At 52.1% G+C, this 19,294-nt stretch carries 13 protein-coding genes; 3 read left to right on the forward strand and 10 right to left on the reverse strand.

Translation table 11 applies throughout. From position 1 onward, the window contains the following. Nucleotide 1: 1 nt before the first annotated feature. Nucleotides 2–217: a DUF951 domain-containing protein gene (locus HFP08_RS24540; protein ID WP_168123272.1), complete on the forward strand. Its 216-nt coding sequence runs from the start codon at nt 2–4 to the stop codon at nt 215–217. Nucleotides 218–293: 76 nt separating this feature from the next. Here HFP08_RS24540 and HFP08_RS24545 read toward each other — a convergent pair whose 3' ends face one another. From HFP08_RS24545 to HFP08_RS29550, 3 genes are read right to left on the reverse strand one after another with little or no spacing between them, the layout of a single operon-like run. Further along, nucleotides 294–1,262: an aldose epimerase family protein gene (locus HFP08_RS24545; RefSeq protein ID WP_168123273.1), complete on the reverse strand. Its 969-nt coding sequence runs from the start codon at nt 1,260–1,262 to the stop codon at nt 294–296. A gap of 52 nt (nt 1,263–1,314) precedes the next feature. After that, nucleotides 1,315–4,644 carry a DUF5107 domain-containing protein gene (locus HFP08_RS24550; protein ID WP_168123274.1) on the reverse strand — a complete coding sequence of 1,110 codons (3,330 nt, stop codon included), beginning with the start codon at nt 4,642–4,644 and terminating at the stop codon, nt 1,315–1,317. After that, on the reverse strand, nt 4,623–4,754 hold the full coding sequence (locus HFP08_RS29550) for a hypothetical protein (protein WP_277345886.1): 132 nt from the start codon (nt 4,752–4,754) through the stop codon (nt 4,623–4,625). The genes HFP08_RS24550 and HFP08_RS29550 overlap by 22 nt, the downstream gene beginning before the upstream one ends. A 44-nt stretch (nt 4,755–4,798) precedes the next feature. Here HFP08_RS29550 and HFP08_RS24555 point away from each other — a divergent pair, with 44 nt between their 5' ends. Beyond that, nucleotides 4,799–5,692 (forward strand): AraC family transcriptional regulator, encoded by an 894-nt coding sequence (locus HFP08_RS24555; RefSeq protein ID WP_240941841.1) that lies wholly within the window; start codon nt 4,799–4,801, stop codon nt 5,690–5,692. A gap of 25 nt (nt 5,693–5,717) precedes the next feature. Here HFP08_RS24555 and HFP08_RS24560 read toward each other — a convergent pair whose 3' ends face one another. Continuing rightward, a complete protein-coding gene (locus HFP08_RS24560) occupies nt 5,718–7,844 on the reverse strand; it encodes an alpha-galactosidase (RefSeq protein WP_481856607.1) in 2,127 nt (708 codons plus the stop codon). Nucleotides 7,845–8,070: 226 nt separating this feature from the next. Here HFP08_RS24560 and HFP08_RS24565 point away from each other — a divergent pair, with 226 nt between their 5' ends. Continuing rightward, complete coding sequence (locus tag HFP08_RS24565; protein ID WP_168123275.1) at nt 8,071–9,591, forward strand: sulfatase; 1,521 nt, start codon at nt 8,071–8,073, stop codon at nt 9,589–9,591. Here the strand turns inward: HFP08_RS24565 and HFP08_RS24570 are convergent. From HFP08_RS24570 to HFP08_RS24595, 6 genes are all read right to left on the reverse strand, one after another. Next, nucleotides 9,570–11,180 carry a response regulator gene (locus tag HFP08_RS24570; RefSeq protein ID WP_168123276.1) on the reverse strand — a complete coding sequence of 537 codons (1,611 nt, stop codon included), beginning with the start codon at nt 11,178–11,180 and terminating at the stop codon, nt 9,570–9,572. The two genes, HFP08_RS24565 and HFP08_RS24570, sit on opposite strands and share 22 nt — an antisense overlap. 2 nt (nt 11,181–11,182) lie before the next feature. Then, on the reverse strand, nt 11,183–12,979 hold the full coding sequence (locus tag HFP08_RS24575; RefSeq protein WP_168123277.1) for a cache domain-containing sensor histidine kinase: 1,797 nt from the start codon (nt 12,977–12,979) through the stop codon (nt 11,183–11,185). 137 nt (nt 12,980–13,116) lie between these two features. Further along, nucleotides 13,117–14,817, reverse strand: a complete 1,701-nt coding sequence (locus HFP08_RS24580; RefSeq protein ID WP_168123278.1) for a type 2 periplasmic-binding domain-containing protein — start codon at nt 14,815–14,817, stop codon at nt 13,117–13,119. A gap of 82 nt (nt 14,818–14,899) precedes the next feature. After that, nucleotides 14,900–15,796 carry a carbohydrate ABC transporter permease gene (locus HFP08_RS24585; protein ID WP_168123279.1) on the reverse strand — a complete coding sequence of 299 codons (897 nt, stop codon included), beginning with the start codon at nt 15,794–15,796 and terminating at the stop codon, nt 14,900–14,902. Between the two features lie 3 nt (nt 15,797–15,799). Then, nucleotides 15,800–16,693, reverse strand: coding sequence for an ABC transporter permease (locus HFP08_RS24590; RefSeq protein ID WP_168123280.1), 894 nt, complete (start codon nt 16,691–16,693; stop codon nt 15,800–15,802). A gap of 86 nt (nt 16,694–16,779) precedes the next feature. Then, on the reverse strand, nt 16,780–19,251 hold the full coding sequence (locus HFP08_RS24595; RefSeq protein ID WP_168123281.1) for a beta-mannosidase: 2,472 nt from the start codon (nt 19,249–19,251) through the stop codon (nt 16,780–16,782). Nucleotides 19,252–19,294: the final 43 nt, after the last annotated feature.

Here is a 19,294-nt window from a genome sequence, read left to right on the forward strand (position 1 = left end):
GATGGAGAGAAAGCAATTCGAATTAGGAGATGTTGTCTTAATGAAGAAGCAGCATCCATGCGGCGCGAATGAAATGGAAATCATACGTATGGGCATGGATATCCGCATCAAATGCGTTGGCTGCAAGCATAGCGTACTGATACCGCGAGCCAAGTTCGAGAAAAACATGAAGAAGGTGCTTCGGTCGAAGCAAAGCGAAGAAGACAATGAAGCATGAAATCATGGGATTAAGAGGTTTGTTGAGAAGGGAGCAAGATGTTCAATGGCCATCCACGAACATCTTGCTCATACGTCTACTCCCCTCGTTTATTATGCTCCAGATCTAACTCCAGAGACCACTCATATTGACCGAAACCGGCAATTATAGCGGTTTTTCCTTGACGCCACGCCGTTGCGACATTATCAAGAAAGCCCGTTGCAGGCTCCAACGCCACATGATACTGATTGGAATAACCGCCATAGTTCGCCCATATCGCCAAATAAGGAATCTTCTCCTGAGGGAATAATAGCGTAAGCTTCTCCCCGCTCGCCGGATCGTACAATGAAACTCGCCCTTCGGGAAGCATACCGTCAAAATAAAATTTCTCCGCGGTTTGCGCGCATGCCGCCTCCACATCGTTCAAGAAAACCTCCGTCTGCCCAGGCAGAGACGCCCTAGGCCATGAAAGTCTAGAGCCTCGGGCGCCTAATCGATTCTTATGCGAATAAGAAACGATGACTCGATTAAGCTCGTCAGGAACTTCGATCATCATGCCGGCGTTGACTTGAAAGAGAGGGTGGGCCGCCCACAGAAACGGAATTGGATCAGAACTCACATTAGCGGCCCTATAATCGATTCTTAGCCGGCCTTTGTCAGTGAAGGAATAGGTTTTCTCCAATCGATAGGGAAGCTGCAGGCCGTCAACAGCACAATGCAAGCGATTGTCTTGAATAGGCTCACAGCGCCAAGGCAACGACCATACCTCGCCATGATCGGGCAGCTTCGTTCCGCGCCAAGGTGATTCTTGAAGCTCGCAAGCATCGATGGTAGGGAACATCTCGTCCCATCCGCTGCCATCTCCTTCTGCGAATGAACTGCCATAGCCGCGATGTCCGAGCGGCATTGCAGTTCGGGACAACCATTCTCTTCCTGTAACTCTATCCTTCAGCGATACGATTTTGCTGCCCAGCGAAGGAAGGAGCATCAGCTCCAGATTGACATTGAAGCCTTTCCATGCTGAATATCCTTCAAAGGTCGTTTTCTCCCACCTGCCGTGATTCATCTTCTTGCGCACCTCTCATTCCCGTCAGAATCTTCAATCCCTATTTCATTTCCTACCTGAGCAAATCAAGATGCAAGGCAGCTCCTTGATGGGCCGGTTCGAGCTTCAATACTTCATGGAAATGTTGTTCGGCTTCTGCCGCATGTTCGAGTCCAAGCGAACCGAGCGCAATCATATAGTGACAATGAATGCGATTTCTATTGTCCAGATTTTCGTCGAAGACCAAAAAGTCGGGCAATGACACGGCGAAATAATCGATTTTTTGCGATTGAAACAAATGTTGTTCACCGTAATCAACCAGCTTGTTGAAGCGACTGCGGGCTTCGCGTTCCAAGCCCAGCTTCCGCAGCGCCGCGCCTTGATAATAGATCATGTGAGGAGGTTGATCATTATAGAACATGGCGCTTGCAGGCTCGCTCAGACCTTTCGAGGCGAGTAACCAGTATTTGCGAGCTTCCTCGGAACGGCCAAGCCTATGATAAGCATTTCCAAGGTAATAGTCGATATTATTCTCTTGAGCGCCTTCAAGCTTGCCTTCATTCAAGGATAGCGGATATTGCTTGGCCGCGTTCAGTTGATGAACGGCTTCATCCGCCTTTCCTTGCGCCAGAAGCTGTCTGGCAAGCTCTACTCGTGCCAGGACATATTGAGCCGGAACCTTGCCTTCCCCGCCTTCCCAAGGGTGAAAGCTGCGCGTAAGGATGAGCTTGAGCGCTTCTTCATGACGGCCAAGGAAGTTGTGCAGCGTCACATATTCGAGATACAGATCATCACGAGCCTCGATTAACTTCTTATGCGTCTCCATGGCCGTTAAACGTTGTTCGGCTGAATAGGAAAGTTTCTTGCTTAATTGATCCAGCTCGTAGAAGACGCGCGCATCTTCCGGCGCAAGCGATTGCGCCTTCAGGAGCGATGCCATTGCTTCATCCGGCTTGTTTTGCTTATTATAATAAGCCAGAGCCAGATTGCGGTGTACGGTGGCGAAGCTGTTGTCCAGAGCAGCAGAAGCCTCCCAATTCGTTGCCGCATCCAAGTGGCGCTTCTTGTCGTACAGCAGATTGCCAAGATAATAGCGCGCCTTTGCGTCATTCCTGCGCGACTCGGCAGCATGGGACAAGACCAGGTAGTCTGCGATGGTATTCGGAAAGCAATAGGCGGATTCGGCTTGTTCGCCTCGCTCATAGAATGAGTTGCAGGACGAATCATCCCCGGACAAATGATGAAAGTAACCTTGATAATAGTGCACCATGGGATAGACATCTCCTTCGGTGCGCTCTGCCATTCTGCTCAGCAATTCCAGCGCTTCCTCGTACAACCCCATATCCGCATAATCCTGCGCCAGCGAGATATAATTGTGGACATCGTCGCGCATAAGGCAGACGAGAGCATGCAGGGCTTTAGAGGCCCCTTCCGCTTTCCCTGCTGCTTGGCAGATTAAAAAGAGCTCATGGCGTGAACCGAAATCCATCGGATCGTACGCCGAAGTTTCCAGTGCAAGACGCTCGGATTCTGAGAATCGCTTCAGCTTGCGCAATAACGCGGTTTTCACAAGTCTTGCTTTCAGGTTATGATAGTGCGACGATAAGGAACGTTCAATAAGCTCCAGCGCCTCATCCAGCTTGCCGTCGCCCGCTGCAAGTTGAGCGAGCTCCAAATATCCTGCGGATTGCCAGGCGCCTGACCAAACGGATTTGTAGAAGGCTGCGAAGGCTTCTTCGCGACGATCCTGCCACTTGAGCGATTTACCCAGATGAAAGAACGGCTCCGCATCGTAGGGTCTGGCGTTATGGCGGGTAAGCGTTGCTATAGCGCGGCGGAAGTAAGCTTCGCTGTCCTGGAATTGTCCTCGTCGCAGCAAGAGCAGACCGTACGCATTATTTAAACGAATATCGTCAGGATCGCGCTTCAAGCCCTCCAAATAATAGGGATCGGGTTCATAGGTGGCATGGCGGTATTGCTCCAGATGTTGGCCGGCTAAGTAGAGTCCCTCCGTGCTTCGTATATCGGCAGGCTCGCCAATCGCTTTGGCGGGCTCAGGCGTTTTCTCTATTCCCTTTCGCGTCGGCCGATAGCTAACCAGTTCATTTCCATTATGATCCAGAACAACTAGCGACAGGTTCTGTTCTTCCTCTCCTTCTTCGAGAACCGCCGACGCACTGAAGGTTTGGGTCGGAGACAAACGAATGGTTTGATCGATATAATCGCGTTGCTTGCCGCTCAAGACGATCCGAGCTTGCTCGAAGATCGAGGTTGCATATACGGTTATCGTTGTTTGCCGTTCGTTGATTTCCAGATTGACAGCGGCATCGATCGTCGCATTCTTCACCATGCCGACTTCTTTGTAAGGCATAAAGTATTGCTTGAAGCTTTTCTCCTCATAGGGCTGAAGCCAGGTGAAATCGGGCTGGTTATCCGTATATACTCCAGTCATCAGCTCGATGTAAGGCCCGTCCTCATCGGTAAGATTGCGATCCCAGGCTTGGCCGAACTCGCCATGCCCCCAAGTCCATTGTTTTTTGCCGGGGGACACATGCTTATTTGCAATATGAAGAATGCCCGCCTTCTTGTCGTGATCGTAGCCTCCGACGAAATCGAAATCGGAATGATACGCCATATACGAGGTTGGTACTGGAATATTGCGGTATCGAGAAATGTCGACGCCCTCGGAATAATCCATTTTATAATAAGTTCCGGTCGCGATCGGGAATTTGGATACATCCCGTTTGCCATGGTCGAATACAGCATGGACATCCGGCGGAAAAACGGACTGGGTGTAATCGTTGACGGCTACTGCGGGATTGGCCCACCATAGAAAGGTTTGCGGCTCGGCCGTTCGATTGTACAGCTGCGCGCTAATTTCCAGATAGGCTTTTCCGGGATGCAGGGTGAAGCCCGTCGTGACCTTCGTGCCGTACATGCGGTCGATTTCCCCTACCCACACCGTCTTGCTGCCGTCTTCGTTCTCGCGGATATCGCAATCGACCGGTCCGTAAGTGTTCGGCCGGTGATGCTGCGGCCAGTTGAATTCGATGCCGCCAGAGATCCAAGGTCCGGCGAGTCCGACAAGCGCAGGTTTGATGACCCGATTATAATAGACAAAGTCGTATTGATTCGTCTTGTCCAATGCTCTGTAAATTCGGCCTCCCAGCTCAGGCATCAACTGAATTTGAATGAATTCGTTCTCCAGGAAGACCATTCGGTACGGCTTCATCACCTTCTCGTCATAAACCTTGTCGATGACGGGATGCGGGTAGACGCGTCCCGAGCTCCCTTGATAAACACGTTTCTCGAGAAACATCGGGTTCTGATCAGGCTTCCCGACTTCATAAGTGGGCAGCTCTATCGTCTGTTCCCAAACCTTTACTTCAGCTTGTGCAGCCATTTGTATTCATCCTCCTCAATCCATCTATTCTTGTATTCATCGTACGGAAATCGGTCGCGGACCGCCATTGACAATTGAATGATAATGATGGACGATATGATGATAATCATCCAATTCAATTCGTGATAATAGGGCATAACTACGGGGTGTCATAATGATAGATAGACAATTGAAGGAAGATGGCTTCCAATCGCAAAGATTGATCGTGCTTCCAGATCATATCTTGGACGAATACTCTGCACATCCGCTGATCAAGTCGCTGCATATTACAGATATCGGCTGCTTTCCTCATGCGCGCGATCATTACCGAAGACGGCCGGAGGGCAGTCAGGCTTATATCATCATGTATTGCACGAACGGGCGAGGGTGGGTAAGAAGGAATAACGAACGGCGTTACGAGGTGCGCAAGGGCGAGATTACAGTCATCCCTGCCGGCATGCCGCATGAATATGGATCTTCGGAAGAGGAGCCATGGACGATCTATTGGCTGCATGTGAAGGGCGAGCTGGGGCCGTCATTCTTCGAAGAGGAATGGAACGCGGCGCCAGTGCCCCTTCCGGTGGAGCGTTCTTCGGAAATGATCGGATTGTTCGACGAATGCTTTGGATTGCTCAGCCAAGGCTATTCTCTGGAGCATGTCGCCTATGTCTCGCAGCTTGCTTGTCATCTGGCGGGCTTGATTCGTCTTATTCAGACCAGGCGTCAAGCTGTTCCGAGTCCAAGAAGGCAGCTTGATATCGAGAAGGCTATACAGTATATGACAGAGCGTCTGGAGGATAATGTATCACTGTCGGAGCTTGCCGCGCAGGCGGCATTGTCCGTCCCCCATTTCACGCAGCTCTTCAAAAAAAAGACCGGCTATTCGCCGATTGACTATTATCTGCGATTGAAAATACAGTTAGCCGGTCAATATCTGGATTTAACCGATCAAAGCGTCAAAGCAATCGGCGCGCGCGTTGGATTTCAGGATCCGTACTATTTCTCGCGCTTGTTCAAAAAAATAATGGGAAAGTCGCCTAGCGCGTACCGAAGCACGCATAAAGGCTGACTTCCCCAAGAGGGCCGATTGATTATTACTGCTCGCGTATATGATACATCAGACTGTCAAAATCGCCTCTCAGCGGCAGTTCTATGCCGATTCGCATGAGCGACTGTCCGCTGTGCACGCCATCGATGCCGTCGATCCTATACCCTTTGTCAGGGTTCAGTCCTTGCAGAAGCAAGCGGGGAAGCCGGTCGCCAAGCTTCTGAGAGTGAAGGAACGCGAATAGGACGCTCTCTTCCCCGCCGTTCCCGTCAGATCCGACATACTGCACCGCTTCGACGCCTTTGTGCTTCAGCATGCCCAGACGATATTGTCTGCCCTCTTGAACCAGAGGTCGTATGGCCTTGTACTGATCCACCAGAGCGGCTGCTTCCGCAAGCTGGTCCTTGCTCCAGTGGTTCAGGTTGGCTCCGATTCCGAGCGTGCCCGTCATAGCGCTGTGGAAGCGGTATGCGATGGAAGTAGCGCGCTTGTTCATCCCGCTAATCTCTTCCGTCACCCAGCAGGTCATCAGCTTCGGCGTATAGACGTACGAGAAGCCTTCTTGAATGCTAAGTCGATCAAATGCGTCCGTGTTGTCGCTCGGCCATGCTTGATCGGCGTAGCGCAGCATGCCGAAGTCGATGCGGGAGCCGCCGCCGGCGCAGGTCTCGAATGCGACATGGGGAAATTTCTCGCGCAGCTCCGCCCATATCTCGTATAAGCTGTGAACATGCCGAGTCCATAGCTCCTTCTGGCGATTAAGGGGATGATTGTGCATGCCCGGCTCGGTAATCGTACGGTTCATATCCCATTTGATGAATGAGATGTCATGTTGTCCAAGCAGCTCCGACATAAATGAAAGGATGTAGCTTTTCACCTCGGGCATGGACAAATTGAGCACGAGTTGATTGCGAAGCTCCGTACGCGAGCGGGTAGGAAAATGATAGACCCAATCGGGATGGCTGCGATACAGATCGCTGTCCGGATTAACGGCTTCCGGCTCGACCCAGATGCCGAACTCCATGCCGAGTCCGCGAACCTTGTGAATCAGCTCGCCAAGACCGTTCGGGAATTTATCCGAATTGACGGTCCAATCCCCCAAACCTGCATGATCATGATTGCGCTGACCGAACCAGCCGTCATCGATAACGAACAGCTCCACGCCAAGCCGGGAAGCGCGCTCGGCAAGCTCCATCTGATCTTGTACGTTGACGTCGAAGTATGTGGCTTCCCATGAATTATACAGCACCTTGCGCAGTCCTCTGTCAGGCGCCACGACTTCATATTGATAGCGGTGCAGCATGCGGCTCATGGCGCCAAACCCGTCCGAGACGTAACCGCCTACAAAGGTCGGCGTTGCAAAGCTATGCCCCGGCTGAAGCGTCCATTCGCTGTCGAAATCGTTGATGCCTCCCGTTACCCTCACGAGCTCGAATGCTGTTTTCTCCGCGACGATCTTCCAGTTGCCGCTCCAGGCCAGCGCCCCGAACCATACTTGACCGGATTGCTCGGAAGCGTTCCCTCCGTCGATCGCGAACCATGGATTGGCGTGGCCGTCGGTGAAGCCGCGCCGCGACTCCAGCACCGTCTTCCCTTCGGATAGATCCGTATTCCGGAGTTGAAATTCGCCGGACCATTTACCCGTTACATGGGTTAAGCGATGGCGAGGCAGCACCGGCATTGTCCAAGCGGCCGACTGGACATTCTCCAGCACGATATCCTGGCTTCCGCAATTGTCTATGACGGCGGAACGTTCGATGAGGTCAAGTCCGGGAAAGACGGTGTAGATCAGGCGTGCCTGGAGCGGATAGTACTCATCCTTCAGCATAATCGTCAGCGTCTCTCTGCCATCCTGTTGTTCAATGGCATATCCTTCGTAGTCAAGACGAAGATCGCGCACACCGTCATGCCAGCGAACCTTCAAGGACGGCTCCATATACGACAAACCGCCCCAGTAGGCGTATTCTTCCGCTTCACGATCCAAAGCGGCATCGAACGAGCTATGCGAACGACTGCCTAAGAGAGGCGCGCAGTCTGCCGCCGCAACGGGATCTCCCCAATACAAATGCTGCAGAATTCCTTTATCATTGATGCCGAATACGTAAGAACTGTGATCCGTAGAGATCGAAAATATGCGCAGGACAGGGTCGAAATGAATATTCAGAATGATCACCTCATGTGCTTGATGCGCTTATCGTACGGAAAATCGCGGTTTGAAGCCATTGACGATATGCGGATAATGATGGACGATATGATGATTCATTAGAATGCGACAATCAAAACGAAAAAAAACCAATCAACGTCCGGTCGGTCGCGAAACAGCTGACAGGTATAATAGAAGAATGGCGGATGAACGATAATCGGATTGAGTGCCATAAAATTGCAGAAGGAGCGTGCAGATGAAAGCTATACTGGTTATGTTCGACTCATTGAACCGTCATATGCTTCCTCCCTACGGGGGAAAGGACATTCATGCACCAAACTTCAGTCGTCTGGCCGAACAAAGCGTGACCTTCGACAATCATTGGGTAGGCAGCATGCCTTGCATGCCCGCAAGGAGAGATTTGTTAACGGGTCGTCATCATTTTCTCCATCGAAGCTGGGGGCCGCTTGAACCGTTCGACGATTCCATGCCCGCGATGCTGCGGGAGAACGGCGTCTACTCCCACTTGGTCAGCGATCACTATCATTACTGGGAAGCCGGAGGCTCTACCTACCATGGTCAATATACGACATGGGACAATGTGCGCGGGCAAGAGGGCGATCCCTGGAAAGGCGTGGTCGCCGAGCAGAGTATACCTGAGCATGTTCACCGCTATGAAGGATATCGCGGCCGTTTGTTCCGTCAAGACTGGATTAACCGGCAATCTATGCGTACGGAAGACAGCCATTCTCAGACGAAGACCTTCGCGCGTGGATTGGAATTTATTCGTACCAACCACGCAGAGGACAACTGGCTGCTTCAGATCGAAGCTTTCGATCCACATGAGCCTTTTTTCGCCCCTCAAGCCTACAGAGACCTCTATCCGCATGATTACGAGGGTAAGCCGTTCGATTGGCCTAACTATGCGCAAGTGCAGGAAACCAGACAGGAAGCGGAGCATTGTAGGTACGAATACTCAGCGCTGCTGAGCATGTGCGACGCGTCGCTTGGCAAGGTTATGGATGCCATGGACGAATACGGCTTATGGAAGGATACCCTGCTGATTGTTACCACGGATCATGGACTGCTGCTCGGCGAGCATGACTGGTGGGGCAAGAGCATGATGCCGTTCTATAACGAGATCGCCCGAACGCCGCTGTTTCTATGGGATCCCCGTTCCGGCAGTCGCGGTGCGAGATGCGGGCAATTGACGCAAATGATCGATCTTGCCCCGACCATACTGGATTTCTTTGGCGTCGCAGCGACGAAGGATATGACAGGCATCCCGCTGACAGATGCGCTGCGGGCGGAAGCTGAGGGACGACGCAGCCGCGAGGCGGTCATGTTCGGCATACACGGAGCCCATGTGAATTGCACCGATGGCCGGTATGTCTATATGCGCGCGCCCGTACGGGCGGATAACTCTCCGCTTTACAACTATACGCTTATGCCGGCGCATATGGCTTCGCTCTTCTCTGTAGAGGAGCTGTCAGGCATGGAGTTGTCCGAACCCTGGACGTTCACGAAGGGATTGCGCACGCTTCGCATCAAAGCCGACAGCTTTGTTCCCGCGCACCGGATGGGCACCCTGCTGTATGATTTGGATACCGACCCCATGCAAAGCCAGACGTTGAACGACGAGGCGGCCGAAGAGCGGATGAAGCTCTTGCTCGTGAAGCTGATGGAGGCGAGCGCCGCGCCGCAGGAGCAGTACGAGCGTCTGGGGTTGGACAAAGAACCGCCGAGAACCCAGCCTTACGCATCTTCCGGCGAATAGCGGTAGTCACGGTATTCCTGCGGGGTAACGCCGACCAGCTTCTTGAACAAATAAGTGAAATAAGCGGTTGTTTGAATGCCGACTTGATCGGCTACCTCATACACTTTAATATTCGGGTCCTGAAGCAGCTTCTTGGCGCGCACGATACGGGTTTCCTGCACGAATTCAGAGATCGTTCGGCCCGTTTCCTTCTTGAACAGCACGCTTAAGTAGCTGGCGTTCAAGGCGAAGTGCTCCGCCAACTGCTTGACTGTCCAGTGCTCATGAAGCCGCTCTTCTATAAACAGGGAGATCTTGCTAATCAAATTATGCTGTTGATTCATATGCGCCTTCTGTTCGGTTTCCATGTATCGCTGAATATAGTCGGACAGCAGCTCGGCCATTTGAGACGCGTTGACGCAATCGAGCATCTGCCGCCACAGCAAGATGTTCGATTCGCCGTCGGGCTCCTTCCTCCATTTCAAATGGCGGACGAGCTCGCTCAAGAAGCTCATTCCCGAGGCTTGGGCATAAGCGAACGAAGTATTCTCGGTCGCGAGCAGCGCTTCTCTGATCTGGTTCATGTAATCGGAAACTTGCTCCGAGTCGCCGATCTCCAAACGCTTCAACAAGCCCGGAACGAATTCGTCGCGCATGCGGTATGCCGTGAAATCGCCGCTCTCCGCCTCGTCGGCGTAGACGATTCCCCCGCTGGCCATCAGTCTGGACTTGGCCATGCTGAATCGAATTTCTCTATATAAGAGCGGGGCATCCTTCCAATCGAAGCCTTCGCGGCTGCAGCCGATGGTGACGGCGGCTCCATACTGTTCATGCATCATCGTCTGGATGAATTGGAGCTGCTTCTCCGCTTTCACTCGCTCGGACGGCGACGGATTGATATGCAGCGCAACGAACTCGTCGGGAGATGTCTGCGCCAGCCAGATCGAGTTATTGTTGGACAAGCCGATCTCTGCCGTCTGTTTGAAGCCGTTCCCTAACAGCATGCGCTTCTTCGCCTCCAAGCCTGACGAGAGATAACGATCCAGGCCAATCACGATAATCTGAAAGCCCAGGCTTAAATCGGGCAAAGCGAGCAGATCCTCCCAAGAGGCATGAAGCTCATCGTTCGGAACGGAATCTGCAATAAGATCGGTGACGAATCTCTCTTTCACGAGCTTCGCGCTTTCAGACACCTTCTTCTCCAGCTCCAAGGTCTGCTCAACGACCTCTCTTCGCATAGCGATGACAGTGCGGAAGCTTTGCAGCCGGGCCGTGACCTCCTCCGTCTTGAGCGGCTTCAGCACATAAGCTTGGGCTCCCACATGAATCGCGTCCTGCACAAATTCGAATTCATTGTAGCCGCTGATCATCAGAATTTGAATATGCGGATGTATCCGCTTGGCTTCCGCCGCAAGCTCGATGCCAGTCATGCCGGGCATGGATACGTCGGAGATGAGCACGTCGAAGTGCGAGCGTTGCAGCATGTCCAACGCCTCTTCGCCGGATTCCGAGGTTAACGGAGCGGAGAATCCAAGCTTCTCCCATTCAATGAATCGGACCAACCCTTGTATATGCGAAATTTCATCGTCTACGATAAGTACATTCAGCATCGCTAGCTCCCCTTTCTCATAGATGGTTCAGCCTGACAAGCCGGGAAGTCGATCGTAACGAGCGTCCACTCGCCCAAAGCGCTTTCAAAGGTATAATCGGCATCGGCGCCGAAGTAGAGCGTCAGCCTATCCTTGATATTGGCTGAGCCGAAGCCGTTGCCTTTACCTGCATGGACGCCTTCGGAGAGCTGCCGCAACAGGTTCTCGGGGATGCCCTGCCCATTGTCGTACACCGACATCGCGACTCTTCCATTTTGTCTCTTGATGGAGATTCGGATAACCGCATCCTGCTTGCGAATAATTCCGCCGTGCAGATAGCTGTTCTCCACAATCGGCTGAAGCACAGTCTTGATCGTATATAGCTCAAGCGCTGATTCATCGATCTTCCATTCGATGCGCACCTTGCCGGGATAACGGAATTGACAAATGTCCAGGTAGGCCTTCACATGCTCGACTTCGTCACGAATCCGAATAACGCTGATCTGATTATTAAGCGTGAGACGGTAGAAGGTTGTCAGTGAATCGATAATTTGAATTTGCTCCTCATCCTGCGCGTCCATCGCTCTCCAGCGAAGCAATCCGAGCGAATTGTATATGAAATGAGGATTGATTTGGGCTTGCAACGCTTTGAAAGCCTGTTCCTTCTCTTGCAGTCCTGCTTGTGTAATATCTTCCACGAGCTTGCCAAGACGTTCGGACATCAGATTGAACATATTCTCCAGCTCTCCAAGCTCATCTCTTTCGTTGTACCGGATCGCGGCCTCGAACTCCCCGCGTGACAGATCGCCCATTCGATAGCCGAGCTTGCGTATACGGCGCACGATGTTTTGCACGACAGTCAGCATTAAGGAAACGGATAGCAATAGAAAAAATATGGTTATTCCGATAATAAGGAGAAGGATCGTGCGATTCTGGGCGCTTAGCTGCTTCATTGCGGTTGACGTCACGACGTTCCAGCCTGACGAGAGCGGTTTGACGATCAACAGCTCACGACTGTTCGAGAGATCCAGCCAATCATCCTTGCCGGTGCTGTCGCTCGTGGGCGTGCCCGGCCATTCGCTTAGCGCGAGCCGCTCTCCGATATATCCCCGGTCCGTCGAAGCAAGGATTCGCCGATCATGATCGACAATGAATAGACTTCCCTTGTCATGGAAGGGATGATCGAGAAGCTCTCCGAACACGACATCATAGTTTAGCAAAATATAAACGAGACCCAGCGGTGTGCCCGTGCGGTCGATAATCTTATGCGTGATGTAGCTTCGCTTGGCGTTGCCGGGCACGCTCCTCCACCTGAGAGAGTCGCTCGATGCAATGGCTTCCCGGTACCAGGAGCTTTCATCCTGTCCGGCAATCCTTCTATTCTCCGGGCGCCATAAGAGTTGACCGTCTTGAACGAGTGTATCATTCGTGTGGTAGATGCGGAAATCGACAATTCCCGGCAAATACTTGCTCGTAATCAGGAAGGTGCGGTCCACGTAATTGACGGTATCCACGACTTCAGCCATATCGTCATATTGCCTCGCGAGACGAGCGACCAATTCGCCGTCAGTAGCCGTTCGAACGGCTAGAAGGTCATAGCTCCGTTTGCTGAAATCGACGATCTGGGCGGTCTGTCGCGCGGTTTCGTCCACGGCAGACAAGTAGCTGCGATGAAAGCCTTGAAAGATCATATATACGGCGCCGCTTCCGAGCAATAATGTCGGCAGCAGAAGGATGAGCACGTATAGAGCCAATAGTTTGCCGCGCAGACTCATGCCGCGCGTAAATCGAATGATCCATCTCGCGAAAGAGATACGCATGCCGATCATCTCCTTTCCAGTTGCTATGCGGTGCGGCTAATCAGCAAGGGTTGTTTGTCTATTATACAGCGGACGGAAGGGAAGCCGGCAATTCCGGCTTCCCTTCCGCTACGACCCGACTGCGCCGTATATATGAACTATTCTCCGTATTGCTCCTTCAGAAGCTGATGCCATTCATCCTTCAGCTCTCCCCAATGCGCGCGCTTATCAAGAGCGGATTGGAACTCATTCCAGGCAGATTCGAAAGCATTGTCGTCCTTGGCCATCATTAATTTGGCTTTGAATTCCTTTCTTACATTCTCAAGCTCGGGCAAATATTTCTCCCATAGGCTGCCGGGTTCAGACTTGACCATATCTTGAGGTTCCGCGACCCGGATTCCGCCCATCTTGCCGATGGCTACCGTGAAGTCGATCGTCTTCTGCCGACCGGCTACCGTATCGGTAGCGGCGTAATTCCACCATGGATACCACTCGTTGCTATAAGAAGATGTTGCATAGAGTTCGGGCGTCGTGCTCGCTTTCTTCGCTGCATCGCCGGAATCATGCAGCTGCTGATAATTATCGTCGATATAATGCCATTTGCCCAGCGGCTGATCCACCCAATCCCAGAAAACGCCGGCAGGACCGCCGTCAATCTCTTGCTGCATTTCCGGTTTCGGCTGAAGCGAATAATCGAAGAAGGCGAGAATCGCATCCAGGTTTTTCGTGTTTTTGCTAATATATACATCATCGCCCGGGTATGGATTAACAATTTGGTTAATGCCGATCTTATCCACGCCCGGCACCTTCGGATATGGAACCGTTTGGTAGTACCAGGCAGGTTCCGTCGGTCCGTTCAGAACTTCCCAGATATGGGCGTCCATGTTGAAGAATCCGCCCGCGTTCATGGCAATTCGTCCAGACTGATTTTTTTCCTTGTAACGTTCAATTTTGTCTGTGATGGCTTCCTTGTCGATCAAGCCTTCGCGATACATCTTGTTCATCCAGCGATAAGCTTCTTTGTATTGAGGGTTGTCGTAGATGAACAGATAGTCATCGCCCTGCTTCTCTACCGGAATAACGCCGCCGGCAGTACCGGTGGAAACTCCGAACGTGCTCAATATGACATTCTCGTCATTGGCGTCCGACAGGAAGCTGAGCGGGATGAGCTTGTTGCCCGAAGCGTCGGTCTGTTCGCTCGCCGCCCGCAAATATTGCTCGACTCCTTCTATCGTCGCCAAATCCGCATCCTTCATGCCGGCTTTCTCCAGAACGTCCTCCCGGACGAACCAGCCAAGAGAAGCCCAGCCCGGCCATGGATCTTCCGGATTCTGATCAAACCAGGTTGGAATCGACCAGATGTGACCGTCTTTATCTTTCATCGCCTCCAGATATTCCTTCGGAATGGATGCGAGTCCAGGGTATTTGTCGGGCATGTCGAAATATTGCTCAAGCGGCTGGATCGTGTTTGAGCGAATCATCGATGTATTAATCACATCGCTTCGTCCGAAGATGGCCGCATCCTCGAAGCCGCCGGTGTTCAGTTTCAGATTGAGCGCCGTGGAGGCATCGCCCTGCGTGGATTCGATCTGAACGTCGACGAAGGGCTCGTTCTCTCTCCAATATTTCTGCATCAGGCTTTCATTGTTGACAGTGGTCGTCCATCCGAGCCACAGGTTAAACATGCCTGCTTGCTGCTTATCGCCCTCCGCTGTCTGCTCGTTCTGTCCCGAAGATTGCGAAGGGTTGTTCGTGCTTGCGTTGTTGCCGCCTCCGCCCGAGCAGGCGGTCAAGGCCAACATCATCGCGGCAAGAGCGCCGGCCATCGTCTGTTTTGCATGGAATGCTCGACTGATCATTCTTTGTTTCCCCTCTCTGTATTGTTATTTTTGGTATATGTGGTGAATCCTTATACCCTGGCGGGATAAGATCAGATGTGCATCAGCCCTTCACGGAGCCAATCAATACGCCTTTGACGAAAAATCTCTGGAGGAACGGATAGACGCATAGAATGGGAAGCGTACTGACCATGACCGTCGCCATTTTGACGGACATTAATGTCACATTAGACAGATCACTGCCCCTCGCGAGCGCTTCCACATTGTTATTGGAGCCCATGACAACCGAAATATTCTGGGCGGACAACAGCTGTTGCAGAAAGGTTTGAACCGGAATCAGATCCTGATCCGAGACGAAGAAGGCGCCTGCGAACCAATCGTTCCAATGCATGACTCCCGTGAAGAGGCCAAGCGCGGCCAGCATGGGCTTGGACAATGGAAGAATGATGGAGAACAGCACTCTTGGCGGCTTGGCTCCGTCGATCTCGGCAGATTCGATCAGCGATTCGGGAATGCCGTGAATGAACTTCAGCATGACGAACATGTTCCAGGCAGAGAAGGCGCTCGGCCATATATAGACCCAGAACGTGTTAATCAGCGACAGGCTATACAATTGAATATAGAATGGAATCAGGCCGCCGTTGAACAACATCGTAATCAGCACAAATGTCAGCAGCGTCTTTCTGCCCGGCATCAGTCTGTAAGACAAAGCGAATGCGGCAAGAAGGGTTATCATCAGACCGCATACCGTGCCGACGATTGTCCTTAAAATCGTGATGAGATAAGCATGTTGTATGACCGAGTTGCCAAGCACAATTTGAAAATTCGCCAGGGTGAAATTCCGAGGCCACAAGTATACACCTCCCTTGGCAGCGTCGCTTCCCACGTTGAGAGATATCGCCAGCATGTACATGAAGGGATACAGCACTGACAGGCAAAGCAACAATAAGAACAGAGTAATAAGCAGTTGACCAACCTTTTCGCTTGTCGAACGTTTCATGAGTTACCAGAGCCCCTCCCCATTGATTCTTCTAGCTGTTTGATTCGTGACGAGGACGAGAATCAAGCTGATGCCCGAAGATAATAATCCGACCGCTGTAGCGATGCTAAAGTAGCCTTGCTGCAGACCGGTTCGAAGAATATACGTGTCCAGAACATCCGCAACCGGTTGATTGGCCGGGTTCATGAGCGGATAGATTTGATCCATGCCAACTGTGATGAGGCTAGGCATGCTTAGAATGAGAACGATGGAAATTGTCGGAAGAATGCCAGGGAACGTAATATGCCGAATCTGGGCGAGTCGTCCTGCTCCTTCAACCTTTGCAGCTTCATAGAGCTGCGGGTCAATCGTTGTAATCGCGGCCAGATACAGAATCGTATTCCAGCCGACTTCCTTCCATAAGCCGCTGATAACAATCATGGGTCGGAACCATTCGGTCGACCCTAGGAAGAAAACAGGATCGCCGCCCAGGGACACGATAATCTGATTAACAAGTCCATTGTCCAGAGTTAGCAGCGATTGCAGAATGTAAGCGACCACGATCCATGAGAAGAAATGGGGCAGATAGCTTACGGATTGCACGAAACGCTTCAAGCTGCCGCGACTGACTTCATTGATCATCAGAGCCAGCAGGATCGGAGCGGGAAAGCCGGTTATGAATTTCAGGAACGCGATGTACACCGTATTTCTCACCACGAGCCAGAATTGGCTGTCTTTCAGAAACTCGAAATTTTCAAAGCCGGTCCACGGGCTGTTCCAGATTGTATAGCCGATATGGAAATCTTTGAATGCGACCTGAATGCCTGCCATTGGGACATAGCTGAACAGAAGCAGTAGAATAACGGCTGGCGCAACCATTAGAAATTGCCAGCGATACTTGATTAATGCTGCAAACATTGTGATCACCTCTCTCTATCCTATTGTAAGGATAGAGGCGAGGCGAGACTACGCAACAATGATTGGATTTCTATCGTTATGTTTGCTTATTCGAACGTATCGTATAAGCTGGTAACTGTGAGCTGCTCCCTGAAGGTCTGCAGCGATAGCGGCTCGGACAAGCTGTTCTTCGGAACAACAACCCTCTTCGAACATCCGGCTGACAGATCGAATACATTGTCGCTCCACCTGGCATCTGCCGTCTCCAGCTCAAGCCACACAAATTTGGCGAATGAGCTGCTTTCCAGCATGACGGAGAAGCTGTCCGGGTCTTCGCTTACTTGTACGTTAATCTCCGGATCGAGGAAGTCGAAATGCTTGGCCTTCACGAATAGCACCGTGCCGGAGCTCGTCGTACCTTCGCCGCCGTCGAACTCAAATTCGAGATAGCTCTGGCTCAGCAGCCGCCGGTTCGTCAATATGTCCGAGAAGTCCAGCGAGACGATCTCTTCCGTGGATAACGCGCCCAGCGACACCTCGACTTCCCCGAGCTGGAGGACTTCCGCATTGCGGTTCAGCAGCTTCCAGCGAAGCTGACCGCGGACGCCATGCAAGGTTTCGTTGGTAACATGCAGAGCTACGCTTGTTCCTTCCTCGAGAGCGGAAGCCAGCACCGGCGCGAAGAATCGCTTGGCGGCATGATGCGTCGCCTTCCACCTGCCGAAGTAATCCAGACTCGACCAGGATGCTCCGGGCCAAATGTCGTTGAGCTGCCAATAGACCGCGCCCATGCATCTGCCGCGATTGCGCCTCCAATGCTCAACGCCGACTCTCATGCCCTCGGCTTGTATGAGCTGAGAGACGTACAGCAGCGTTTCGAAGCTCCTCGGATATTTGAAATATTCGCTGATGTAGAACATAATTTTCTCGTTGCCGGTGCCGTTCTTCTGATGGGCCTCCATAACTCGCGAGAATATGTTCCGGTCCTCGGGCAAGGTGAACGTCTCTACCGTCTTCAGGGATGGGAAGGATTGCAGACCGAATTCGGACATGAAGCGGGGATGCAGCGTCCTATATTCCGTAATCGGCTTCCGTCCGTGCCAGACATCCCAATAGTGCATGTCGCCGATATGCTCATTGTTCGGATCGTCAATGCCGCCCTTGGAGGACGGAGACGATACCAGATAGGATGTACTCGGATCCAGAGATTGGGACAGCTCCGGCAGAAATGCCTCGAATTGCTTCAGATAATCATCTCTTTGCTTCTCGCCGTAACGCTCGGTCCAACCCCAATACGCCCAAGCATATTCCAGCTCGTTATTTCCGCTCCACAGGCCGAGCGAGGCGTGGTGACGAATACGCTTCATATTATCGATGGTCTCGAGTCGGATATTCTCTTTAAATTCGTCGTTGAAGTCATAAGCGCCGCAAGCGTACAAATGATCCTGCCAGACAATCAGGCCGTGCCGATCACACAAATCATAGAAGTAGTCGTCAGCATAATAGCCTCCGCCCCACACACGGATACAGTTGTAATTAGCCTCAACACAGCTTTGAATGAGCGCCTCCATTCGTTCGGCGCTGCGGCGTCCGAAGATATTGTCCTCCGGAATGAAGTTGGCGCCCATCGCGAAGATGGCATGACCATTCACCTCGAAGGCAAACGATTCTCCCCACTCATCGGGCTGCCGGACAACATGCAAGGTACGAAGACCGATATTCATCGATCGTTCGTCTGCCATCCGTTCTCCGGATAGCAATTGAATTTGCAGCTTGTACAGGGGCTGTTTGCCAAGATTATTCGGCCACCATAGCTCGGGGTTGTCAATGTCGAAGACAAGATTGTTGGATTCGCCGACATCCCGTATGGAACTCTTCAACGTTCGGCCATCCGGCGTCTCGATGACAGCTTCAAGCAACAGGTCCGAGTCGGGGGTCCAAATTTCCAGGCATGCGGCGATTTCCACTTTGACTTTGTCGTCCTCATGCTTCTGCGTGATGTAGATATCCTCAATTCTTCCGTAATCGAAGCCGCAGATGCTAATATCCCGCCATATGCCCATATCGGGCAGCTTTGGTCCCCAGTCCCAGCCAAACATGCTGTGCGCTTTGCGCAGATGGGATATGCCCGGCACGGCGTCGGCGCAGCTTGTCAGGTGGAGCTTCTCGTCCATAGCGAGCACGTAGTTCGTAGCCGAACGGATGATGACATGGATGTCATTGCGGCCTTCGGACAATAGCTGCTTCACATCGGCCTCGTACGTCCGATGCATATTATTCGTCTGCAATACGGCTTTATCATTGATGTACACCTCGCACAGCGTATCAAGTCCCTCGCAGCGAAGCAGCACGCGATCCCGCAGCAGCATATTTCCGTCGACGACGAAGCTGCGCCGATACTCATAGTCATACTTGGTCTGTTCCAAAACATCCCATTCATTGTCCCGGAAATAGGGATCTTTCATCTTGCCCGCGGACAGAAGATCATGGAATACGGAGCCTGGAACAACTGCCTCAATCCATTCCGTCTCCTCCGTTTGCTTCATTGCCCATTTGCCGCTCAGCGTTATTGCGTTCATGCTTATCAACCTACTTTCGAATCGTGAATTTGAATTGTGCTGC

It is taken from the genome of Paenibacillus sp. HB172176 (assembly GCF_011947265.1).
GTDB lineage: Bacteria > Bacillota > Bacilli > Paenibacillales > Paenibacillaceae > Pristimantibacillus.

Bases quoted from the DNA above. Each gene is read 5' to 3' on its own strand.
- HFP08_RS24540 (WP_168123272.1), top strand. From the start codon at position 2: ATGGAGAGAAAGCAATTCGAATTAGGAGATGTTGTCTTAATGAAGAAG.
- HFP08_RS24545 (WP_168123273.1), bottom strand. From the start codon at position 1,262: ATGAATCACGGCAGGTGGGAGAAAACGACCTTTGAAGGATATTCAGCA.
- HFP08_RS24550 (WP_168123274.1), bottom strand. From the start codon at position 4,644: ATGGCTGCACAAGCTGAAGTAAAGGTTTGGGAACAGACGATAGAGCTG.
- HFP08_RS29550 (WP_277345886.1), bottom strand. From the start codon at position 4,754: ATGATTATCATCATATCGTCCATCATTATCATTCAATTGTCAATGGCG.
- HFP08_RS24555 (WP_240941841.1), top strand. From the start codon at position 4,799: ATGATAGATAGACAATTGAAGGAAGATGGCTTCCAATCGCAAAGATTG.
- HFP08_RS24565 (WP_168123275.1), top strand. From the start codon at position 8,071: ATGAAAGCTATACTGGTTATGTTCGACTCATTGAACCGTCATATGCTT.
- HFP08_RS24570 (WP_168123276.1), bottom strand. From the start codon at position 11,180: ATGCTGAATGTACTTATCGTAGACGATGAAATTTCGCATATACAAGGG.
- HFP08_RS24575 (WP_168123277.1), bottom strand. From the start codon at position 12,979: ATGCGTATCTCTTTCGCGAGATGGATCATTCGATTTACGCGCGGCATG.
- HFP08_RS24580 (WP_168123278.1), bottom strand. From the start codon at position 14,817: ATGATCAGTCGAGCATTCCATGCAAAACAGACGATGGCCGGCGCTCTT.
- HFP08_RS24585 (WP_168123279.1), bottom strand. From the start codon at position 15,796: ATGAAACGTTCGACAAGCGAAAAGGTTGGTCAACTGCTTATTACTCTG.
- HFP08_RS24590 (WP_168123280.1), bottom strand. From the start codon at position 16,693: ATGTTTGCAGCATTAATCAAGTATCGCTGGCAATTTCTAATGGTTGCG.
- HFP08_RS24595 (WP_168123281.1), bottom strand. From the start codon at position 19,251: ATGAACGCAATAACGCTGAGCGGCAAATGGGCAATGAAGCAAACGGAG.